Source organism: Geodermatophilaceae bacterium NBWT11 (genome assembly GCA_014218215.1).
In the GTDB taxonomy this organism is placed as follows: Bacteria; Actinomycetota; Actinomycetes; order Mycobacteriales; family Geodermatophilaceae; genus Klenkia.
On sequence record CP043652.1, the window covers coordinates 383,126 to 399,915 of the forward strand.

Consider the following 16,790-nt stretch of genomic DNA (forward strand, 5'->3'; position numbering starts at 1 on the left):
ATGACGCTCACGACCCTGCTCACCGGTGGTTCGTTCTTCGAGGGCCCGCGCTGGCACCAGGGGCACTGGTGGGTGTCGGACTTCTACCGCGGCCAGGTCCTCCAGGTGTCCACCGCCGGGGAGGAGACCGTCGTCCTCGAGGTGCCCACCCAGCCCTCGGGCTCGGGCCGGCTGCCCGACGGGTCGCTGGTGCTGGTGTCGATGACCGACCAACGGCTGCTGCGCTGGGACGGCAGCGAGCTCGCCACCTACGCCGCGCTCGCGCCGTACTGCGGAGGGCTGCTCAACGACCTGGTCGCCGATGCCGCCGGGCACGTGTTCGTCGGCGACTTCGGCTTCGACCTGATGGCCGGCGGCGCCCCCGGCCCGGCCAGCCTCAAGCGGGTCGACCCCGACGGCACCATCACCGTCGTCGCCGAGGACCTGCTCTTCCCCAACGGCATGGTGATCACCGCCGACGGCGGCACGCTGCTCGTCGGGGAGACCCTCGGCAACCGGTACACCGCCTTCGACCTGGCCCCCGACGGCACCCTGTCGAACCGCCGGGTGTGGGCGCAGTTCGGGCCCGAGCCAACCGGCACGACGACCGAGGAGGTGCTCGGTCAGCTGGTGATCGCCCCCGACGGCTGCACCGGGGACGCCGAGGGCCACGTGTGGGCCGCCGACGCGGTGGGCGGTCGCGCCGTCCGGATCGCCCCGGGCGGGGAGGTCGTGGACGAGGTGCGGGCCCCCGAGGGCCTCGGCGTCTTCGCCTGCGCCCTCGGCGGGGACGACGGCCGCACCCTGCTGCTGTGCTGCGCGCCGGACTTCCTGGAGCACGCCCGCCGCCCGGTCCGCGAGGCCGTGCTGCTGACCACCACCCTCGCCGTCCCCCACGCCGGCCGCCCCTGACCCCGTCCCCGACGAGAAGGGCGCTTCTCGTCGGGGTGGGGGTGTCGATGGACGGGGGCGCCGTTCGTGTGGAGGGTGTCGGCAGCACGGCCGACCACGTCCCCGGAGGTCCGCATGGCCCAGTACCTGCTCAGCGTCGTCACCCCCAGCGCCGGCACCGACGAGCGCCAGGTGCCCACCCCCGAGCAGCTCGCGCCGATCATGGCCCGGGTCGCCGCGCTGCAGACCGAGATGCGGGAGGCCGGCGCCTGGGTGTTCGCCGGCGGGCTGGAGGCGCCGTCGACGGCGACCGTGCTGCGCCCGGACGGGGACGACGTCCTGCTGGTGGACGGGCCGTTCGCCGAGGGCAAGGAGTACCTCGGCGGGTTCACCGTGATCGAGGCACCCGACCTGGACGCCGCGCTGGACTGGGGACGACGCACGGTGGCCGCGATCGGGCTGCCGATCGAGGTCCGCCCCTTCGTCGGGTGAGCCCGCTGGAGGAGGTCTTCCGCGCCGAGCACGGACGGGCGGTCGCCGTGCTCACCCGGCAGCTGGGCTCCCTGGACCTCGCGGAGGAGGCGGTGGCCGAGGCGTTCGCGGTGGCCGCGGCGACCTGGCCCACCCGGGGCGTGCCGCCGTCCCCGGCCGGGTGGGTGGTCACCACGGCCCGGAACAAGGCTGTCGACCGGCTCCGCCGGGAGGCCGTGGGGACGGCGAAGACCGCCCAGCTGGCCCTGCTGCAGGCGCAACCGGAGGTGGTGGAGGTGGGCGCGGTGCGCGACGACCAGCTCCGGCTGCTCTTCACCTGCTGCCACCCGGCGCTGGCCCCGGAGGCACGGGTGGCACTGACCCTGCGGATGGTCGGCGGGCTGTCGACCGCGGCGATCGCCCGGGCGTTCCTGGTGCCCGAGGCGACGATGGCGGCCCGGATCACCCGGGCGAAGAAGAAGATCGCCGCCGCCCGGATCCCGTACCGGGTGCCCGAGGCCGTCGACCTGCCCGCCCGGCTGGGGTCGGTGCTGGCGGTCGTCGCCCTCGTCGGCACCGAGGCGCACTCCCCCGCCGGCGGTGACGAGCCGACCCGGGACGACCTGCTGGACGAGGCCGTCCGGCTCGCCCGGCTGCTGGTCGAGCTGCTGCCCGACGAGCCGGAGACGCTGGGCCTGCTGGCGCTGCTGCTGCTGACCGCGTCGCGCCGTCCGGCCCGGGTGGTGGGCGGCGTGCTGGTGCCGCTGGACGCCCAGGACCGCACCCGCTGGTCGCGGGTGCACCTCGAGGAGGGCCAGGAGCTGGTGCGGACGTGCCTGCGGACCGGCCGGCCGGGGCCGTTCCAGGTGCAGGCGGCGATCGCGGCGGTGCACGCCGATGCACCGACCTGGGCCGACACCGATTGGGCGCAGGTGGTCGCGCTGTACGACCAGCTGCCGGCGACGCCGGTCGTGGCGCTGAACCGGGCGGTCGCCGTCGCCGAGCTGGACGGGCCGTCGGTCGGCCTGGCGCTGGTGGACCGGACCGGGCTGGACCGCTCCCCGGTCTTCCACGCCGTCCGCGCGGACCTGCTGCACCGGCTGGACCGCCCGGCCGAGGCGGCAGCCGCCTACGCAGCCGCGCTGGACCGGACGTCGAACGCCGCCGAGCGCGCCGACCTCGAGCGGCGGAGGGCCGGGCTCAGCGGGTGACCGCGTCGTGCGCGGCCTGCCAGAACTCCTCGGGGCCGTCGTGCGGCCCGGTCATCATCCGCTGGGTGAGCAGCACGGCGACCAAGTCGAGGGTGGGGTCGCCGTAGCCGGTGGTGCCGGTGCCGCCGGTCCAGCCGAACCGGCCCGGCGTGGTCCAGGGGTCGCTGACCTCCAGCGTCAGCTCCAGGTTGCCGGCGGCCCAGGTGCGGCCCGGGCCGAGGAAGGCCTGCGCGGAAGCGCGCTGGCGGTCGGTGAGCGGGTCGCGGAGCACGTCGGCGGCGGCCACCCCGGGCAGGGCGTCGTCGGCGATCGCACCCAGCAGGCCGGCGACGTCGGCGGCGGTGCTGAGCAGCCCGCCGCCGAGGGACTCGAAGACGGGCGGGCGGGACCAGACGCCGTCGGGTGGGTCGAGCACCTCGAGCCCGTCCTCTCCGGGGGCGTAGGCGGTGGGGAGCGGATCCGCCGTCCAGAAGCGGGTGTGGGTGAGGCCCAGGGGCCCGGTGACCCGCTCGGCCAACAGTCCCGCGACGCTGCGGCCGGTCACCCGGGCGAGCAGCACGCCCAGGACGTCGCTGCCGGAGTGGTACTGCCACCCCTCCCCCGGCTGGTCGGCCAGCGGCAGCGCGCCCAGCCGGGTCAGCCAGGTGTCCGGGTCCAGCGCCGGCGGCAGCGGGCCGGGGGCGACCTGCTGCTCCCACATCCCGTGCGCCAGCGGGGAGGCGTCCATCCGCAGGCCGAACCCGGCGGTCATCTGCAGCAGGTCGGCGACCGTGACCGGGCCGCGGGCCGGCACCCGGACGTCGAGCCCCGCGGTGGGGTGCACCAGCACGTGCAGGTCGGCGAGCTCGGGCAGCCAGCGGGTCACGTCGGCGGCCGGGTCGAGGGTGCCGTCGGCGATCAGCGACTGCGCCAGCACCCCGCCGAACGGCTTGGTCAGCGAGGCGATCCGGAACGGGGTCTCCGGCGTCATCGGCGCTGACGACCCCACGTGCTGCACCCCGGCGGCGTGCACGTGGGTCGTCCCGGCGTGCCGGACGGCGGCGACCGCACCGGGGAACCGGCCCTCCGCGACGTGGGTGTCGACGAGGGCGAACAGCTCGGTGAACGTCATGTCCCACCGACTCGCCCCGGGCGCCGGACTCATCGGCCCAGCAGCTCGGTGAGCCGGTCGAGGAAGGGCAGCTGCCCCTTGACGAGCTTGATCGCGGCGGTGTCGAGGTCCAGCCAGGCGGTGCGGTCGATCTCGGGGAACTCCTGCATGCGGCCCGACCGGGGCGGCCACTCCAGGGCGAACGTGTTGCTCACCGTGGCCTCGGCGTCCAGGTCGCCCTCGGCGGCCCAGACGGTGAGCGTCTTGCCGCCCCGCACCACCCCGAGCGGGACGACGGCCTCCGGCGCGGGTGAGCCGATCTCCTCGGCGAACTCCCGGCGCGCAGCGGCCAGCGGGTCCTCCTCCTCGGTGTGCTCGCCCTTGGGGATCGACCAGGCGTGCTCGTCCTTCCGCGCCCAGAACGGCCCGCCCATGTGGCCCAGCAGCACCTGGAGCTCGGGGGTGCGGCGGTAGAGCAGGATCCCGGCGCTGCGACGTGGAGGCACCGGTCGATCCTCCCCCGATGGGTCCGGCCCGGTGCGGCAGTCTCCCCGGGCATGACGCAGACCCTGGACGCCCCCGGCGCGACGCTCTCCTACGAGGTGCTGGGCTCGGGCCCCGTGCTGGTGCTGATCGGGCACCCGATGACCGGCGACGGGTTCCGCGCGCTGGCCGCGCAGTTCCCCGACCGCACCGTCGTCCTGCACGACCCGCGCGGCACCGGCGCCAGCCCGATGACCGACCCGACCGAGCCGCCGGACGCCGACGTGCTGGCCGATGACCTCTCCCGGGTGGTCGCCGCCGTCGGCGACGGCCCGGTGGACGTGTTCGGGTCCAGCGGCGGCGCGATCACCGCGATGGCCCTGGCCGCAGCCCACCCCGACCAGGTGCGCACCGTGGTCGCCCACGAGCCGCCGCTGACGGAGTACCTGCCCGACGCGGCGCACGTGCGGGAGCAGCTGGCCGGGGTGGCCGCGATCCACCGGGAGCAGGGTCTCTTCCCGGCGATGGGCGCGTTCGGCGTCGTCGCCGGCTTCTCCATGCCCGAGCCCCCGGCCGACGCGCCCCCGCCGCCGATGCCGTCGGAGGACGACCAGCGCTCGATGACCCGGATGGTGCTCGGCATCCAGAGCATCTGCACCTACCGGGTGCCGCCGCTGCCGGCCGGCCGGGTGCGCATCGGGGTCGGCGCGTGGTCCGGGGACGCAGAGCTCACCGGCCGGACCTCGCGCGCGGTCGCCGCCGCGCTCGGGCTGCCGCTGGACGTCTTCCCCGGCGGGCACGGTGGCTTCGCGCCCGAGCAGGGCGGGGACGTCGAGGCGTTCGCCGCCGTCCTCCGGACACTGCTGGGCTGACCCTCAGGCCGCGGGCGACCAGCCCAGCGCCGGGCCGAGCTCCTGGGCCGTGTCGGTGAGGATCTGCACGTAGTCCTCGTGGTCGAAGCTGAACGGGAGCGCGAAGGCGACCTCGGTGACCTGCTGGAACCCGGCGTGTGCGTACAGCTGCTCGGCGATCTGCTCGGACGTCCCGACGACGTCCGGGGCGAAGAGCAGCTTGCCCGGCCCCTGCGGCTCGCGGGTGCGGGGCAGCCGGGCTGCGGCGTAGGCCTCGTACTTCTCCCGCTGCGCGGGGGTGGCCGAGTCGGTGGGGATGACGACGAGGCCCTGGGAGACCCGGCCCTCGGGGAACGCCTCCCGGTAGGCGGCGATCTGGGCGCCCTGGGTGCCGGCGAAGTCGCCGTCGGTGGCGCCGGTGAGCACGCTGGAGGTGAGCAGGTTCAGCCGCTGGGACGCCGCCCACGCCGCCGAGCGGTGGCTGCCCGCGCCGTACCAGACCCGGTCGCGCAGGCCCGGGGAGTGCGGCTGGATCCTGTCGGAGTACACCTCGATGCCCTGCGTGGTCGCGGTGGTCACCGGCTCCCCGCCGACCATGGCCAGGAACCGGCTGACCCGCTCGTAGCTGAAGTCCTCGACGTCCTGGGTGTCGGGGTAGAGCGCGTCCTTGACGTCGTCCCAGCGCATCGGCTGGCTGGTGCTCACCCCGGGGTTGATCCGCCCGCCGGACAGCAGGTCGACCGTGGCCAGGTCCTCGGCCAGCCGCAGCGGGTTCTCCCACGCCAGCGGGGTCACCGCCGTCCCCAGCTCGATCCGCGAGGTGCGCTGCGAGGCAGCGGCCATGATCGCGACCGGGCTCGAGACGCCGAACTGCAGGTGCCGGTGCCGCAGCCACGCCGAGTCGAAGCCGAGCTCCTCGCCCAGCTGGATCTGCGTCAGCAGCGCCTCCATCCCCGGGCGGGGGTCGGCGCCGTCGAAGACGCCGATGGTGAGGAAGCCGAGCTTCTGCAGGGGCACGTCGGGCGTGGGCACGACCCGGGCAACCCCTGCGGGCCCCGACTGCTTCCCAGAAACCGCGGTTTCTGGGGTCAGGGCCAGATGTCGCGGAGGGCGCGCAGGACGTTGCCGCCCAGGACGGCGCGGACGTCGGCGTCGGCGAACCCGCGGTCGAGCAGGAACGCCGCGACGTTGGGGAAGCACTCGGCGGGGTTCTCCAGGCCGTCGACCCACGGGACCCGGACGGGCTCGGGGGCGCCGGGGCGGGGCTCGGTCTGCAGCAGCCCGGCGAGGGCGGTGTGCAGCCCGACGTGGTCGCCGAACAGGGTGTCCGGGCCCAGCCCGACGTGCTCGATGCCCACCAGGTCGATGCAGTACAGGAGGTGGTCCATCACGGAGGCCAGGCTGTGCGCGGGGTGCGCGTGCGACACGGTGGTGTGCGGGGCGGCCGAGATGCCGATGACCCCGCCGGTGTCGGCCACGGCCCGGATGAGGTCGTCGCCCTTGAGCCGTGGGACGTCCCAGACCGCCCGGGCGCCGGCGTGCGTGCAGAACACCGGCGCGTCCGAGACCGAACACGCGTCGATGCCGGTCCGGTCGGAGGAGTGCGAGACGTCGACGGCCAGGCCGAGCTGGTTCATCCGCCGGACGGCGCGGCGCCCCAGCGCGGTGAGCCCGCCGTCGACCGGTTCGTTGCAGCCCGAGCCGAGCGCGTTGGCGTCGGAGTAGGCGATCCCGCACTGCCGGATGCCCAGCCCGAACAGCACGTCCAGCTTGTCCAGGTCGTTGCCGATCGGGGTGGCGGCCTCCAGCCCGAACACCAACCCGACGGTGCCGGCGGCGTGCGCGGCCTCGATGTCGGCCACGGTGCGGACGACGACCACGGCGGACTGGTGCGCCAGGTCGGCCAGCCGCATCCCGAGGTCGAGCACGACGTCGTCCCACTGCCAGGGCGCGTTGCCGGTGACGCAGGCGGTGCCGTCCATCATGTTGTCGAACACCACGGTCAGCCCGGACGCCGCGAGCCCGGCGAACGCGGTGTGCTGCCGGCCGGTGCGGTTGTACCGCGGGGTGTCGGCCATGTCGGCCGGGAAGAGCACCGGGTGGTCGTGCAGGCTGATCGTCAGCGACCCGTCGACCAGCCGGCGCGCCCGGGCGACGACGTCGGGTGCCGGGGGCGTCGACCACGGCGCGACCCGCGGGCCGTCCGGGGCGAGCGGGACGACGGGCAGGCCCAGGTCGCCGGCCAGGTGGTCGTAGGAGGAGTAGGTCACGACGCCGCCAACCGGTCCCAGAGCCCGGCCCAGGCCCGCATCCCGGCCTCGATCCGGGCGACCCGGAAGAACTCGTCCGGGGCGTGGTGCTGCTCGTCGGCGGTGGCGAAGGAGAAGAACAGCGTCTTGACCCCCAGCACGTCCTCGAACAGCGCGGTGCACGGCAGGGTGCCGGCGATGACGGCCAGCAGCACCTCCTCGCCGGGGTGCACCTCGGCGAGCGCGGCCCGGCCGGCGACGACCGCGGGGTGGTCGGGCTCGATCCGGTAGGCCGGCACCCGCACGCCGTCGTCGTGCACCTCGACCCGCACACCGGGCAGCCGCTGGCCGAGCACGTGCGCGGTCACCGCGGCCACCACCGCGTCCGGGTCCTGCTCCCCCACCAGCCGGCAGGTCACATGGGCGGTCGCGGTGTGCGGGACGACCGAGTACTTCCCGCCGCCGGTGACCCCGTTGACCTCCAGCGTGGGCCGCTCCCAGAGCCGGGTCAGCGTGTCGAACCCGGGTTCCCCGGCGAGCTCGGACACCCCGAGGGACTCCCGGTAGGCGTCCTCGTCGAAGGCGATCGCGGCGAGCTCCGCTCGCCGATCCTCGGTCAGCGCCGGCACGCCGTCGTAGAAGCCGGGGACGGCGATCGTGCCGTCGTCGTCGTGCAGCGAGGAGAGCAGCCGGGCCAGGGCGTGCACCGGGTTGGCCACCGTGCCGCCGTACCGCCCGGAGTGCAGGTCGGTCGAGGCCCCGGTGACGACCACGTCGAGGGAGACCAGGCCCTTGGAGGCGATCGAGATCGAGGGCTCGGTGGGCCGCCACATCGCGCCGTCGGCGGAGACGACGAGGTCGCAGACCAGGTCGGCGGCGTGCGCACGCACGTAGTCGCCCAGGTGCGGGCTGCCGATCTCCTCCTCGCCCTCGATCAGGAACCGCAGGTTGACCGGGAGGGTGCCGCGCTCGGCGAGCAGCCGGCGGGCCAGGTGCAGCACCAGCAGCACCGGGCCCTTGTCGTCGGTGGCACCCCGGCCGCGGACGACGTCCGCACCGCGCACCGTGGTGCGCGTCAGCTCGTAGGGCGGGGTGGTCCACTCGGCGAGGTCACCGGTGGGCTGCACGTCGTAGTGCCCGTAGACCAGCACGGTGGGCGCGCCCGGTGCGCCGAGCCACTCGCCGCGGACGACGGGGTGGCCGGCGGTCTCCTCGACCCGGCCGCCGGCGAACGCCAGCTGCCCGGTGAGCCACTCGGCGGCGGCCCGCATCGTCTCCGGGGTGGCGCTGCGGCTGTCGCTGGGGATCGCCACGTACTCCGCGAGGTCGGCCAGCACCTGTTCGGTGGCGCTCACCGGGTGCCCGCCAGCGCCAGCGTCCGGGCCATCTCGTTGCCCACGACCATCAACCCCTCGTCCAGTCCCATCCCCGGTTTGGCCAGCACCTGCGACGCCCCGCAGGCCATCGCCACGTGCGCGGTGACCTGCGCCGACCGTTCGGTCTCGGCGCACGTGCCGCCGCAGAACGCCTCGACCCCGGCCGCCCGGACGGCGAGCAGCGCCTCGACGGTGTGCGTCAGCGAGCCCAGGTCCGGGGTCTTGACCTGCACCACGTCGGCGGCGTCCGCGGCGAGGAAGACCCGGACGTCGTCGGCGGTGTTGCACCACTCGTCGACCACCACCCGCACCGGGCTGCCGAGCCGGGTGAGCTCGGTGCGCAGCGCGGCCGACACCGCGATCTGGCCGGCCCGGTCCCCGCCGTCCACCGGGTGCTCGACGGCCAGCTCGAACGGCGCGCACGCCTCCCCGAGCGCGGCCAGGTACGCAGCGACCGCGCCGACGTCCCCGCCGAAGGCCAGCCCGAGGGTGCCGTAGACGTCCACGTGCAGCCGGGGCCGGTGCCCGGGGGCCAGTTCGCCGGCCCGGGCCACCAGCCAGCGCAGGTAGTCGGCCAGCCGCTCCCCCTGCGCCCCGATCAGCGCGAGGGAGTTGAACAGCCCGTGCGGCAGCACGTCGACCCGGTGCAGCAGCATCTTCTCCGCGCCGGTGTACCGGTCGTCGCCGGTCTGCCCGTACAGCGGCACGGCGGCCAGCTCGACGCCGGTGGCGTACTCGTCGCGGACCACCTCGGCCATCGTGCGGCGCTGGTGCCGGGCGGCGACGGCGAGCAGCGCCTGGCTCACCCCGTAGCCGATCGCGGTGTGCACCGGCAGCTGTGCGAGCTCCTCGGCGACCGGCCGGAACCCCGACACGTCCCGGCCCCGGAGGAGCGGGGCGACCTGATGCAGCACCACGTCCCGGGCCGCGACCGCGTCGAACACCGGGTCCCGCCCGCCGACCCCGCTGTACTGCACCGCGGCGCAGTCGCCGTGCTCGACCGAGCCGTCCTCGAGCACCAGCAGCACGCTCAGCGCCTGGGCGGGCTGCCGGATCGCGGTGAAGCCGGGGGTGACCGGGGCCCCGGCGTAGCCGAACCCGTCGTGCTCGGCCCCGGCCAGGATCGCGGCCTGGTCGTCGGTGAAGAACCCGCCCCGCACCGGGACGGCGAGGACGTCGGCGATCCTCACCCGGCCAGCACGGTCTTGATCGAGCGGCGCTCGTCCATCGCGGCGTAGCCCTCGGCCACCCGCTCCAGCGGCAGGGTCAGGTCGAACACCGGGCCGGGGTCCAGCGTGCCGGCCAGCACCCGGTCGACCAGGTCGGGCAGGTAGCGGCGCACCGGGGCGATGCCGGCGGACACGGTCAGGTGCTGGCGGACGATCGGGAACAGCGCGATCTCCGGCGAGGTGTGCGGCACCCCCACCGCGCCGATCCGGCCACCCACCCGGGCCATGCCCAGGGCCATCTCCCAGGACTGCGGGGTGCCCACGGCCTCCACGACGTGCGGCGCCCCGCGGCCGGTGAGCTCGCGGACGGTGGCGATGCCCTCCTCGCCGCGCTCGGCGATCACGTCGGTGGCCCCGAAGGAGCGGCCGACGGCGGCCCGGTCGGCGTGCCGGCTCATCAGCACGACCCGCTCGGCACCCAGCACCGCCCGGGCCCCGAGGACGGCGCAGAGCCCGACGGCGCCGTCCCCGATCACGACCACGGTGGAGCCCTCGCCGACCCCGGCGAGCACCGCGCCGTGCAGGCCGGTGGCCATCACGTCCGACAGCGCCAGCAGCGCGGGCAGCTGGGCGTCGTCGATGCCGGCCCGTCCACCGGGCACGGCGACCAGGGTGCCGTCGGCCTGGGGCACCCGGACGGCCTCGCCCTGACCGCCGTCCGAGCCGGGGGCGCCGAAGCCGCCGCCGGCGTCGCAGCGGGTGTGCACGCCGTCCAGGCAGGCCGGGCAGGTGTTGTCCGACCAGGTGAACGGGGAGACCACGAGGTCCCCCGGGCGGACGGTGGACACCGCAGCGCCCACGTCGGTGACCTCGCCGAGGAACTCGTGCCCGCAGCGCGAGCCGGCCGCACGCTGGGTGATCCCGCGGTACGACCACAGGTCCGAGCCGCAGATGCACGAGCGCAGCACCCGGACGACGGCGTCGGTGGGCTCGACCAGCGCGGCGTCCGGCACGTCCTCGACGGTGACGACGCCGGCGGCCTGGTGCACGGCGGCCCTCATGCCGGGCGCCCGGCCACGAACGCGGCCAGCTCGTCGAGGTTGGCCACGCAGTTGACGCGCGTCCCGTCCTCGATGTCGTGGATGATCCGGCCGATCTCGGCGAAGACCGGCCCGTCCAGGTCGCGCAGCATGCTGTCGATCTCCGTCTTCCGCTTGCGCACCGCGAGGTCGCGGTAGATGCCGCTGTGGGTCTTGGCGCTGCGCCGGTTGAACGCGGCGAGCCGGTCGAGGGACCCCTCGAGGTCGTCGGGCACGAACCCGTCGAAGCTCTCCACCGGCACCGGTGCCTGGGTGAGCACCTCGCGGGCCACGGCGAGCATGAGCGGCCGGTACTCCGGGCGCTCGAGGGTCTCGGCGATCGACAGGTCGCTGACCGCACCGGCCCAGAGCATCGCGCCGTAGGCCTCCTTGCCCCACAGGTAGCCCAGCACGTTGTCGGTGGCCTGGGCGTAGGGCAGCACGGCCACGAAGGCGCGCACCCGGTCGGTGATCTCCCCGCCGTCCAGCTCGCCGACGTGGAAGGCGGCGACGTTGCCCTGCACGACCCGGCCCGGGCCCATCACGTCGGCGCCGATGTTGACGAAGGAGGACAGCACCCGCTCCTTCCCGACGGCGGCGACCAGCACGTCGGCGGTGAGCCCGTTCTGCACGGTGAGCACGACGCCGTCCGGGGCCAGCCGGGTGCGCAGCAGCTCGGCGGCGGCCGGGGTGTGGTGGCTCTTGACCGCGACGATCGCCCGGTCGATCCGGTCGGGCAGCTCCTCGGGGGTCACGATCGGCACCCGCACGGTGAACTCGTCGACCGGCCCCTCGATGCGGAACCCGTGCTCCCGGACGGCGGCGACGTGCTCGACGTCGGCGTCGCAGAGCAGCACGTCGACCCCGTCGCGGGCCATCCGGGCACCGAGCGTGCCGCCGATGGCCCCGGCGCCGATGACGACGACCGGCCCGGTCACGCCGGCACGACCCGGTCCAGGAAGCCGCGCAGCGTCGACTGGAACAGCTCGCGCTCCTCGTTCTGCGGCGAGTGCCCGGACTCCTCGAACACCACGAGCTCGGCGTTGGGCAGCAACGAGGCGATGGTCTCCGAGGAGCTGACCGGGGTGACCCAGTCGTGCCGGCCGACGGTCACCAGGGTGGGCGCGGTGACCGCGGGCAGGTCGGCCGTGAGGTCGTAGGAGCCCCAGTTGTGCTGGAAGCACCAGTTGTGCGCCTCGTGCCGGTAGATCCCGGCCTCCACCGCGGCCGCCGACTTCTCCGGGTCGTAGTGCTTGTCGTAGAGCGGGATGAGCTCGCTCCAGAGCTGCTTGAGGTCGGCGTCCGACGTGGTCTCGCCGTGCCAGTAGCGGTTGAACCGCTCCCAGTCGATCTCCACCCGGTCCTGGGTGCGGGCGTTCTCGAACGCCAGCTCCAGGTTCGACCCGTCGGCGGAGGTGTCGCGCAGGACGATCGCCTGCACCCGGCCGGGGTACCGGACGGCGTACTCCAGGGCGATGAACCCGCCGTAGGAGCCACCGGCGACGACGACCTGCTCGGCACCGGTCCACTCGCGCAGGCCCTCGACGTCGGCGGCCCACTGCTCGTGGCTGTAGGGCGGTACGCCCTCGGAGAGCCCGCAGCCGCGGGCGTCGAAGACGACGACCCGGAACCGGTCGGCGAGCGGGCCGAAGGTGGCCTTGGGCTCGGCGAGGGAGCCGATGCCGCCGCCGCCGTGGTGGGCGATGAGCACCGGCCCGTCCTCGGGGCCGTGGACCTCGACGTTCAGCCGGGCGCCGTTGATGGTCAGGTCCACGCGGGGGTCTCCTCTGCAGGGGTGGTTCCGAGGACGCCCGCGGTCCAGCGGGCGACGGTCTCGTCGAGCACGGCCAGCGGCAGCGCGCCCTGGCCCAGCACCGTGCCGTGGAAGGCGCGGAGGTCGAAGCGGGCGCCGAGCTCGGTCTCCGCACGGGTGCGCAGCCGGCCGATCTCCCGTCGTCCGACGGTGTAGGCCAGCGCCTGGCCGGGCCAGCACACGTACCGGTCGACCTCGCTGGTGACGTGCTCGCGGGTGGTCGCGGTGTGGTCGAGCATGAAGTCGATCGCCTGTGCCCGGGACCAGCCCAGCGCGTGCATCCCGGTGTCCACGACCAGCCGGCAGGCCCGCAGCGCGGCGAACGAGAGCATCCCGAACAGCGCGGTGTCGCCGGAGTACAGCCCCATCTCCTCGGCGAGGGCCTCGGAGTACAGCCCCCAGCCCTCGTTGAAGCTGCACGCCTCGACGTCGAGGTGCCGGCGGTAGCGGGGCAGGTCGAGGGTCTGGGCACTGGCCAGCTGCAGGTGGTGCCCGGGCACCGACTCGTGGAAGGCCAGCGCCTCGTACTCGAAGCGGAACCGCTCGGTGGGGTGGGTGGTGAGCAGGCAGTGCGCCCCCGGCCGCGAACCGTCAGCGGCCGGGGGGCGGTAGTAGGCCATCGCCGCGCCCTCGGCGTCGACCGGGTTGATCTCCTCCAGCACGCAGGGGGCGATGTCGTAGTGCGGGAACCAGTCGTCCTGGGCGGCCTGGGCGCGCTCCAGCGCAGCCTGGGCGACGGCGACGATCTGGTCGCTGGTCTGGAACCGCAGCGCCGGGTCGGTGCGCAGCCGCGACACGATCGCCGGGAAGTCGGACTCCCCCAGGACCCGCTGCCCGACCTCGCTCCAGCGCGGGGCGAGCTCGGCCAGGGTGTCCAGGCCGATCTGGTGCACCTGCGCCGGGGTCAGGTCCGTGGTGGTGTGCCGGGCGACGGCGTCGACGTAGGCCTCCTCGCCCCCAGGCACGTTCGCGATGCCGACCCGGTCGTCGGGCCGGGCGACCGGCAGCAGCCCGCGCAGGGTGTCGGCGAGCGCGGCCATCGCCGGGCGGATCCGGTCGGCGACGACGTCCCGGTGGCCCTCGGTGCGCCCGCGCACCGGGGTGAGCAGCACGTCGTCGTCCAGGGCGGCGCGCAGGTGGCCCTCGAGCTGGCCGATCGCGTGCCGCACCCCGAGCTCGGTGGGCACCCGCCCGCGGGCGGCCTCGAGCTCGTAGCGCTCCCCCAGTGCGGTGAGGAAGCCACCGATGCCGGCCAGCCGCGAGGCGTACCGGTCGGTCGAGTCGGCGTCGGTGACGGTCATCGCCGGGACGGCCTGGAACACCAGCCCCTGCCGGCTGACGTAGCCCTTGGCCGAGGCGTTGGCCGCCCAGAGCGCGTGGTGGGCGTCCCGGCTCGCGCCGTGCGCGAGGACGGTCAGCACCCCGTGGTCGACCTGCTCGTCGGTCGTCGTGGGCACCACGTCGGCGAGCTCGGTGCCGATCGCGGCGAGGTCCGCGGCAGCGGCGTCGCTGGCCTCGACCGACGGGTCGCCGACCAGGCCGTCGAACTCGGCGATGCCGAGCAGGGTGGCGTTGTAGGGGTCGTAGGTGTGCTGGACGCGGAAGTACCGCTCGCCCAGCTCGTCGAGCCTGGTCATGGGACTCCTCAGAAGAGCGAGTGGCCGCCGTCGATGGACAGCGTCTGACCGCTGACCCACCCGGCGGCCGGGGAGGCGAAGAAGAGGACGCCGCGGGCGATGTCGGCCGGCGTCCCGGTGGCACGGACGGCGATCCTGTCCAGCAGCGCCGCCTGCCCGGCCTCGCCGTAGGACTCCCACTGCGCCTGGGTGGTGGGGTTGGAGAGCACGAAGCCGGGTGCTACGCCGTTGACGGTGATGCCGTGCGGGCCGAGCTCGTGGGCGAGCTGGCGGGTGAGGCCGATCTGGGCGGCCTTGGCCGAGGCGTAGGCCTGGATGCCGGTGAGGCTCACGCTGCGCCCGGCGCCGGAGGAGATGACCACGACCCGGCCGAACCGACGTTCCTTCATCCCGCCGACGACGGCCCGGGTGCAGTTCAGCGTCGTCCGCAGGTTGGCGTCGTAGACGGCGTCCCACGCCTCGTCGGTGAGCTCCTCCAGCGGGGTGTGGGTCTGCCCGACGACGCCACCGGCGTTGTTGACCAGCACGTCGACCCGGCCGATCCCGGCGACGAACGCCTCCACCTCGGCGCGCACCGACAGGTCGACGGTGTCCCGGTCGACCCCGTGCACGGTGGCCCCGGCGTCGCCCAACGCGGCGGCGATCGCCGACCCGATGCCCTGCCCGGTCCCGGTGACGACGGCGGTCAGGCCGTCGAGCTCGGTCACTCGGACTCCACCGGCGGGGGCCCGGCCCGGAAGGCGCGGTGGATCTGCACCGACTCCTCCCAGGCGCGCATCCGGGCGAGCCCGGCCTCCCCGACCCGCTGGAAGACGCCCTCGACGAGGGCCTCCACCAGCACGACGAGCGCGGTGAAGGAGTCGAACGGGACGCCGTCGACAGCGATCGGCAGCACCACGTCGGCGTCGTCGGCGGCAGGCGACAGCCCCTCGTCGGTGATCACCAGCACCGCGGCGCCGCGTTCCCTCGCCAGGGCGGCGACCTGCTTGGCGGGCAGCTCGTAGCGGCGCAGGTCGAACACCACGGCGACGGAGTCCTTGCCCATCCCGAGGTAGAGGCCGATGTCGCGGCCCAGCGGCTCGGTGGCCAGCACGACGCCGTCCACCAGCTGGTCCAGCTGCATGACCAGGATCTGCCCGACGTAGCGGGAGAAGTAGCCGCCGTTGACCACGATGGAGCCCGCGGCGGTGGCGAGCAGCTCGACGGCGGCCTCGAACTCGCTCGGCGGCACGGTGGCCGACAGCCGGTCGACCAGACCCAGCCGCTGGCCCACCGAGCGGGAGAACAGCGTGCCGTCGCCCTCGCCGGTGAGCCGGTCGGCGGCCCGGCTGACCGGGGAGTTGAGCTGCTGGCTGACCTCCTCGCGCAGCCGCTGCTGGAACTCCGGGTAGGAGCCGATGTCCAGCCGGCTGACCAGCCGCAGCACCGTGGGGGTGCTGGTGCCGGCGCTCTTGGCCAGCTGGGCGGCGCTGGCCAGCCCGGCGCTGGGGTAGTCGGCCAGCAGCGAGCGGGCCACCTTTTTCTCCGCCGGGGACAGCTCGTCCATCCGGGCGAAGACCTCGTCGCGCAACGGGGTCACGTGTGCGTCACCAGCCGGGTGCCGTTGGAGTAGGCGGCGAACATCGCCGGGCTGTTGTGGCCCACGACGATCCGGCCGTCGGCGCCGACCGCGATCAGCCCGCCGATCGCGCCCCGGGTGTCCAGCTCGGCGGCGACGGTGTCGACCAGCGCCTGGTCCAGCGGGGTGCCCAGGTAGCGCACCCGGGCGGCGACGTCGTGGGCCACCACGCCCTGGATGAAGGCCTCGCCGTGCCCGGTGCAGGAGATCGCGCCGACGCCGTCCCGGGCGTAGGTGCCGGCCCCGACGATCGGGGTGTCCCCGACCCGGCCCTCGCTCTGGTCCACCATGCCGCCGGTGGAGGTGGCGGCCGCGACCCGGCCGGCGGTGTCCCGGGCGACGGCGCCGACGGTGCCGTGCCGGGAACCGGCCAGCACCTTGTCCTGCACGTTGCGCAGCTGCTGCACCCGGGCCGGGGTGAGGAAGTAGTCGCGCTCGACGGTGGTGAGCGCCCAGTCCTCCAGCAGCTGCCGGGGCGGGTCGACCAGCAGCACCGCGGCGCTGTCCTCGAGCACGCGGCGGGCGGCGTGCACCGGGTTGCGGGCGTGCAGGCAGGCCGCGACCGCACCGGCCCGGCCGTCACCGGTCATCACGCAGGCGTCGAGCTCGGCGGTGCCGGCCGAGGTCAGCGCGGCACCGCGGCCGGCGTTGAACAGCGGGTCGTCCTCCAGCGCCTCGACGGTGGCGCAGACGGCGTCCAACGCGCTGCCGCCGGCGGCCAGCACCGCCTCACCGGCCCGGTAGGCGGTGGTGAGCCCGGCGCTGTAGTCCGCGGCGACCTCCAGGGAGAGCTCCTCCACCCGGCCGCCGGCGCCGCCGTGCAGCACCAGCGACCAGCCCTGGGGCGAGGGCGGGGCGGTGAACAGCTGGGTG

17 protein-coding genes are annotated in these 16,790 nt (G+C 74.9%); 4 read left to right on the forward strand and 13 right to left on the reverse strand.

The genetic code is table 11. The features are described from left to right. From F1C76_01815 to F1C76_01825, 3 genes are all read left to right on the forward strand, one after another. Positions 1-891: an SMP-30/gluconolactonase/LRE family protein gene (locus tag F1C76_01815; protein QNG35511.1), complete on the forward strand. Its 891-nt coding sequence runs from the start codon at positions 1-3 to the stop codon at positions 889-891. Between the two features lie 114 nt (positions 892-1,005). Continuing rightward, positions 1,006-1,362, forward strand: coding sequence for a hypothetical protein (locus F1C76_01820; protein ID QNG38936.1), 357 nt, complete (start codon positions 1,006-1,008; stop codon positions 1,360-1,362). Further along, positions 1,299-2,552 carry an RNA polymerase sigma factor gene (locus F1C76_01825; GenBank protein ID QNG38937.1) on the forward strand — a complete coding sequence of 418 codons (1,254 nt, stop codon included), beginning with the start codon at positions 1,299-1,301 and terminating at the stop codon, positions 2,550-2,552. The genes F1C76_01820 and F1C76_01825 overlap by 64 nt, the downstream gene beginning before the upstream one ends. Here the strand turns inward: F1C76_01825 and F1C76_01830 are convergent. Together F1C76_01830 and F1C76_01835 are read right to left on the reverse strand one after the other, a co-directional pair. Continuing rightward, complete coding sequence (locus tag F1C76_01830; protein ID QNG35512.1) at positions 2,542-3,696, reverse strand: beta-lactamase family protein; 1,155 nt, start codon at positions 3,694-3,696, stop codon at positions 2,542-2,544. The genes F1C76_01825 and F1C76_01830 overlap by 11 nt on opposite strands. Beyond that, positions 3,693-4,148, reverse strand: coding sequence for an NUDIX domain-containing protein (locus F1C76_01835; protein ID QNG35513.1), 456 nt, complete (start codon positions 4,146-4,148; stop codon positions 3,693-3,695). Before F1C76_01835 ends, F1C76_01830 begins: the two co-directional genes overlap by 4 nt. A 51-nt stretch (positions 4,149-4,199) precedes the next feature. Here F1C76_01835 and F1C76_01840 point away from each other — a divergent pair, with 51 nt between their 5' ends. After that, positions 4,200-4,997 carry an alpha/beta hydrolase gene (locus F1C76_01840; GenBank protein QNG35514.1) on the forward strand — a complete coding sequence of 266 codons (798 nt, stop codon included), beginning with the start codon at positions 4,200-4,202 and terminating at the stop codon, positions 4,995-4,997. A 3-nt stretch (positions 4,998-5,000) separates the two neighbouring features. On the opposite strand, the gene F1C76_01845 is transcribed toward F1C76_01840, so the two are convergent. The 11 genes from F1C76_01845 to F1C76_01895 are packed head-to-tail and all read right to left on the reverse strand — an operon-like array spanning position 5,001 to position 16,783. Continuing rightward, entirely contained in the window at positions 5,001-6,008 is a 1,008-nt protein-coding gene (locus F1C76_01845) for an LLM class flavin-dependent oxidoreductase (protein QNG35515.1), read from the reverse strand. Positions 6,009-6,064: 56 nt separating this feature from the next. Further along, on the reverse strand, positions 6,065-7,246 hold the full coding sequence (locus F1C76_01850; GenBank protein ID QNG35516.1) for a diguanylate cyclase: 1,182 nt from the start codon (positions 7,244-7,246) through the stop codon (positions 6,065-6,067). Further along, entirely contained in the window at positions 7,243-8,580 is a 1,338-nt protein-coding gene (locus F1C76_01855; protein ID QNG35517.1) for a M20 family dipeptidase, read from the reverse strand. Before F1C76_01855 ends, F1C76_01850 begins: the two co-directional genes overlap by 4 nt. Beyond that, positions 8,577-9,791 carry a methylaspartate ammonia-lyase gene (locus tag F1C76_01860; GenBank protein ID QNG35518.1) on the reverse strand — a complete coding sequence of 405 codons (1,215 nt, stop codon included), beginning with the start codon at positions 9,789-9,791 and terminating at the stop codon, positions 8,577-8,579. The genes F1C76_01855 and F1C76_01860 overlap by 4 nt, the downstream gene beginning before the upstream one ends. Beyond that, positions 9,788-10,831: an alcohol dehydrogenase catalytic domain-containing protein gene (locus F1C76_01865; GenBank protein ID QNG35519.1), complete on the reverse strand. Its 1,044-nt coding sequence runs from the start codon at positions 10,829-10,831 to the stop codon at positions 9,788-9,790. Before F1C76_01865 ends, F1C76_01860 begins: the two co-directional genes overlap by 4 nt. Next, positions 10,828-11,787, reverse strand: a complete 960-nt coding sequence (locus F1C76_01870) for a ketopantoate reductase family protein (GenBank protein QNG35520.1) — start codon at positions 11,785-11,787, stop codon at positions 10,828-10,830. The genes F1C76_01865 and F1C76_01870 overlap by 4 nt, the downstream gene beginning before the upstream one ends. Continuing rightward, the gene (locus F1C76_01875; GenBank protein ID QNG35521.1) at positions 11,784-12,623 is read right to left on the reverse strand and encodes an alpha/beta hydrolase; all 840 of its coding nucleotides are present in this window, start codon (positions 12,621-12,623) and stop codon (positions 11,784-11,786) included. The genes F1C76_01870 and F1C76_01875 overlap by 4 nt, the downstream gene beginning before the upstream one ends. Next, positions 12,614-14,299, reverse strand: coding sequence for a DUF885 domain-containing protein (locus tag F1C76_01880; GenBank protein QNG35522.1), 1,686 nt, complete (start codon positions 14,297-14,299; stop codon positions 12,614-12,616). The genes F1C76_01875 and F1C76_01880 overlap by 10 nt, the downstream gene beginning before the upstream one ends. A gap of 8 nt (positions 14,300-14,307) precedes the next feature. Next, positions 14,308-14,988, reverse strand: a complete 681-nt coding sequence (locus F1C76_01885) for an SDR family oxidoreductase (protein ID QNG38938.1) — start codon at positions 14,986-14,988, stop codon at positions 14,308-14,310. Positions 14,989-15,002: 14 nt separating this feature from the next. After that, on the reverse strand, positions 15,003-15,878 hold the full coding sequence (locus F1C76_01890) for a MurR/RpiR family transcriptional regulator (GenBank protein ID QNG35523.1): 876 nt from the start codon (positions 15,876-15,878) through the stop codon (positions 15,003-15,005). Continuing rightward, a complete protein-coding gene (locus F1C76_01895) occupies positions 15,875-16,783 on the reverse strand; it encodes an isoaspartyl peptidase/L-asparaginase (GenBank protein QNG38939.1) in 909 nt (302 codons plus the stop codon). The genes F1C76_01890 and F1C76_01895 overlap by 4 nt, the downstream gene beginning before the upstream one ends. Positions 16,784-16,790 lie beyond the last annotated feature (7 nt).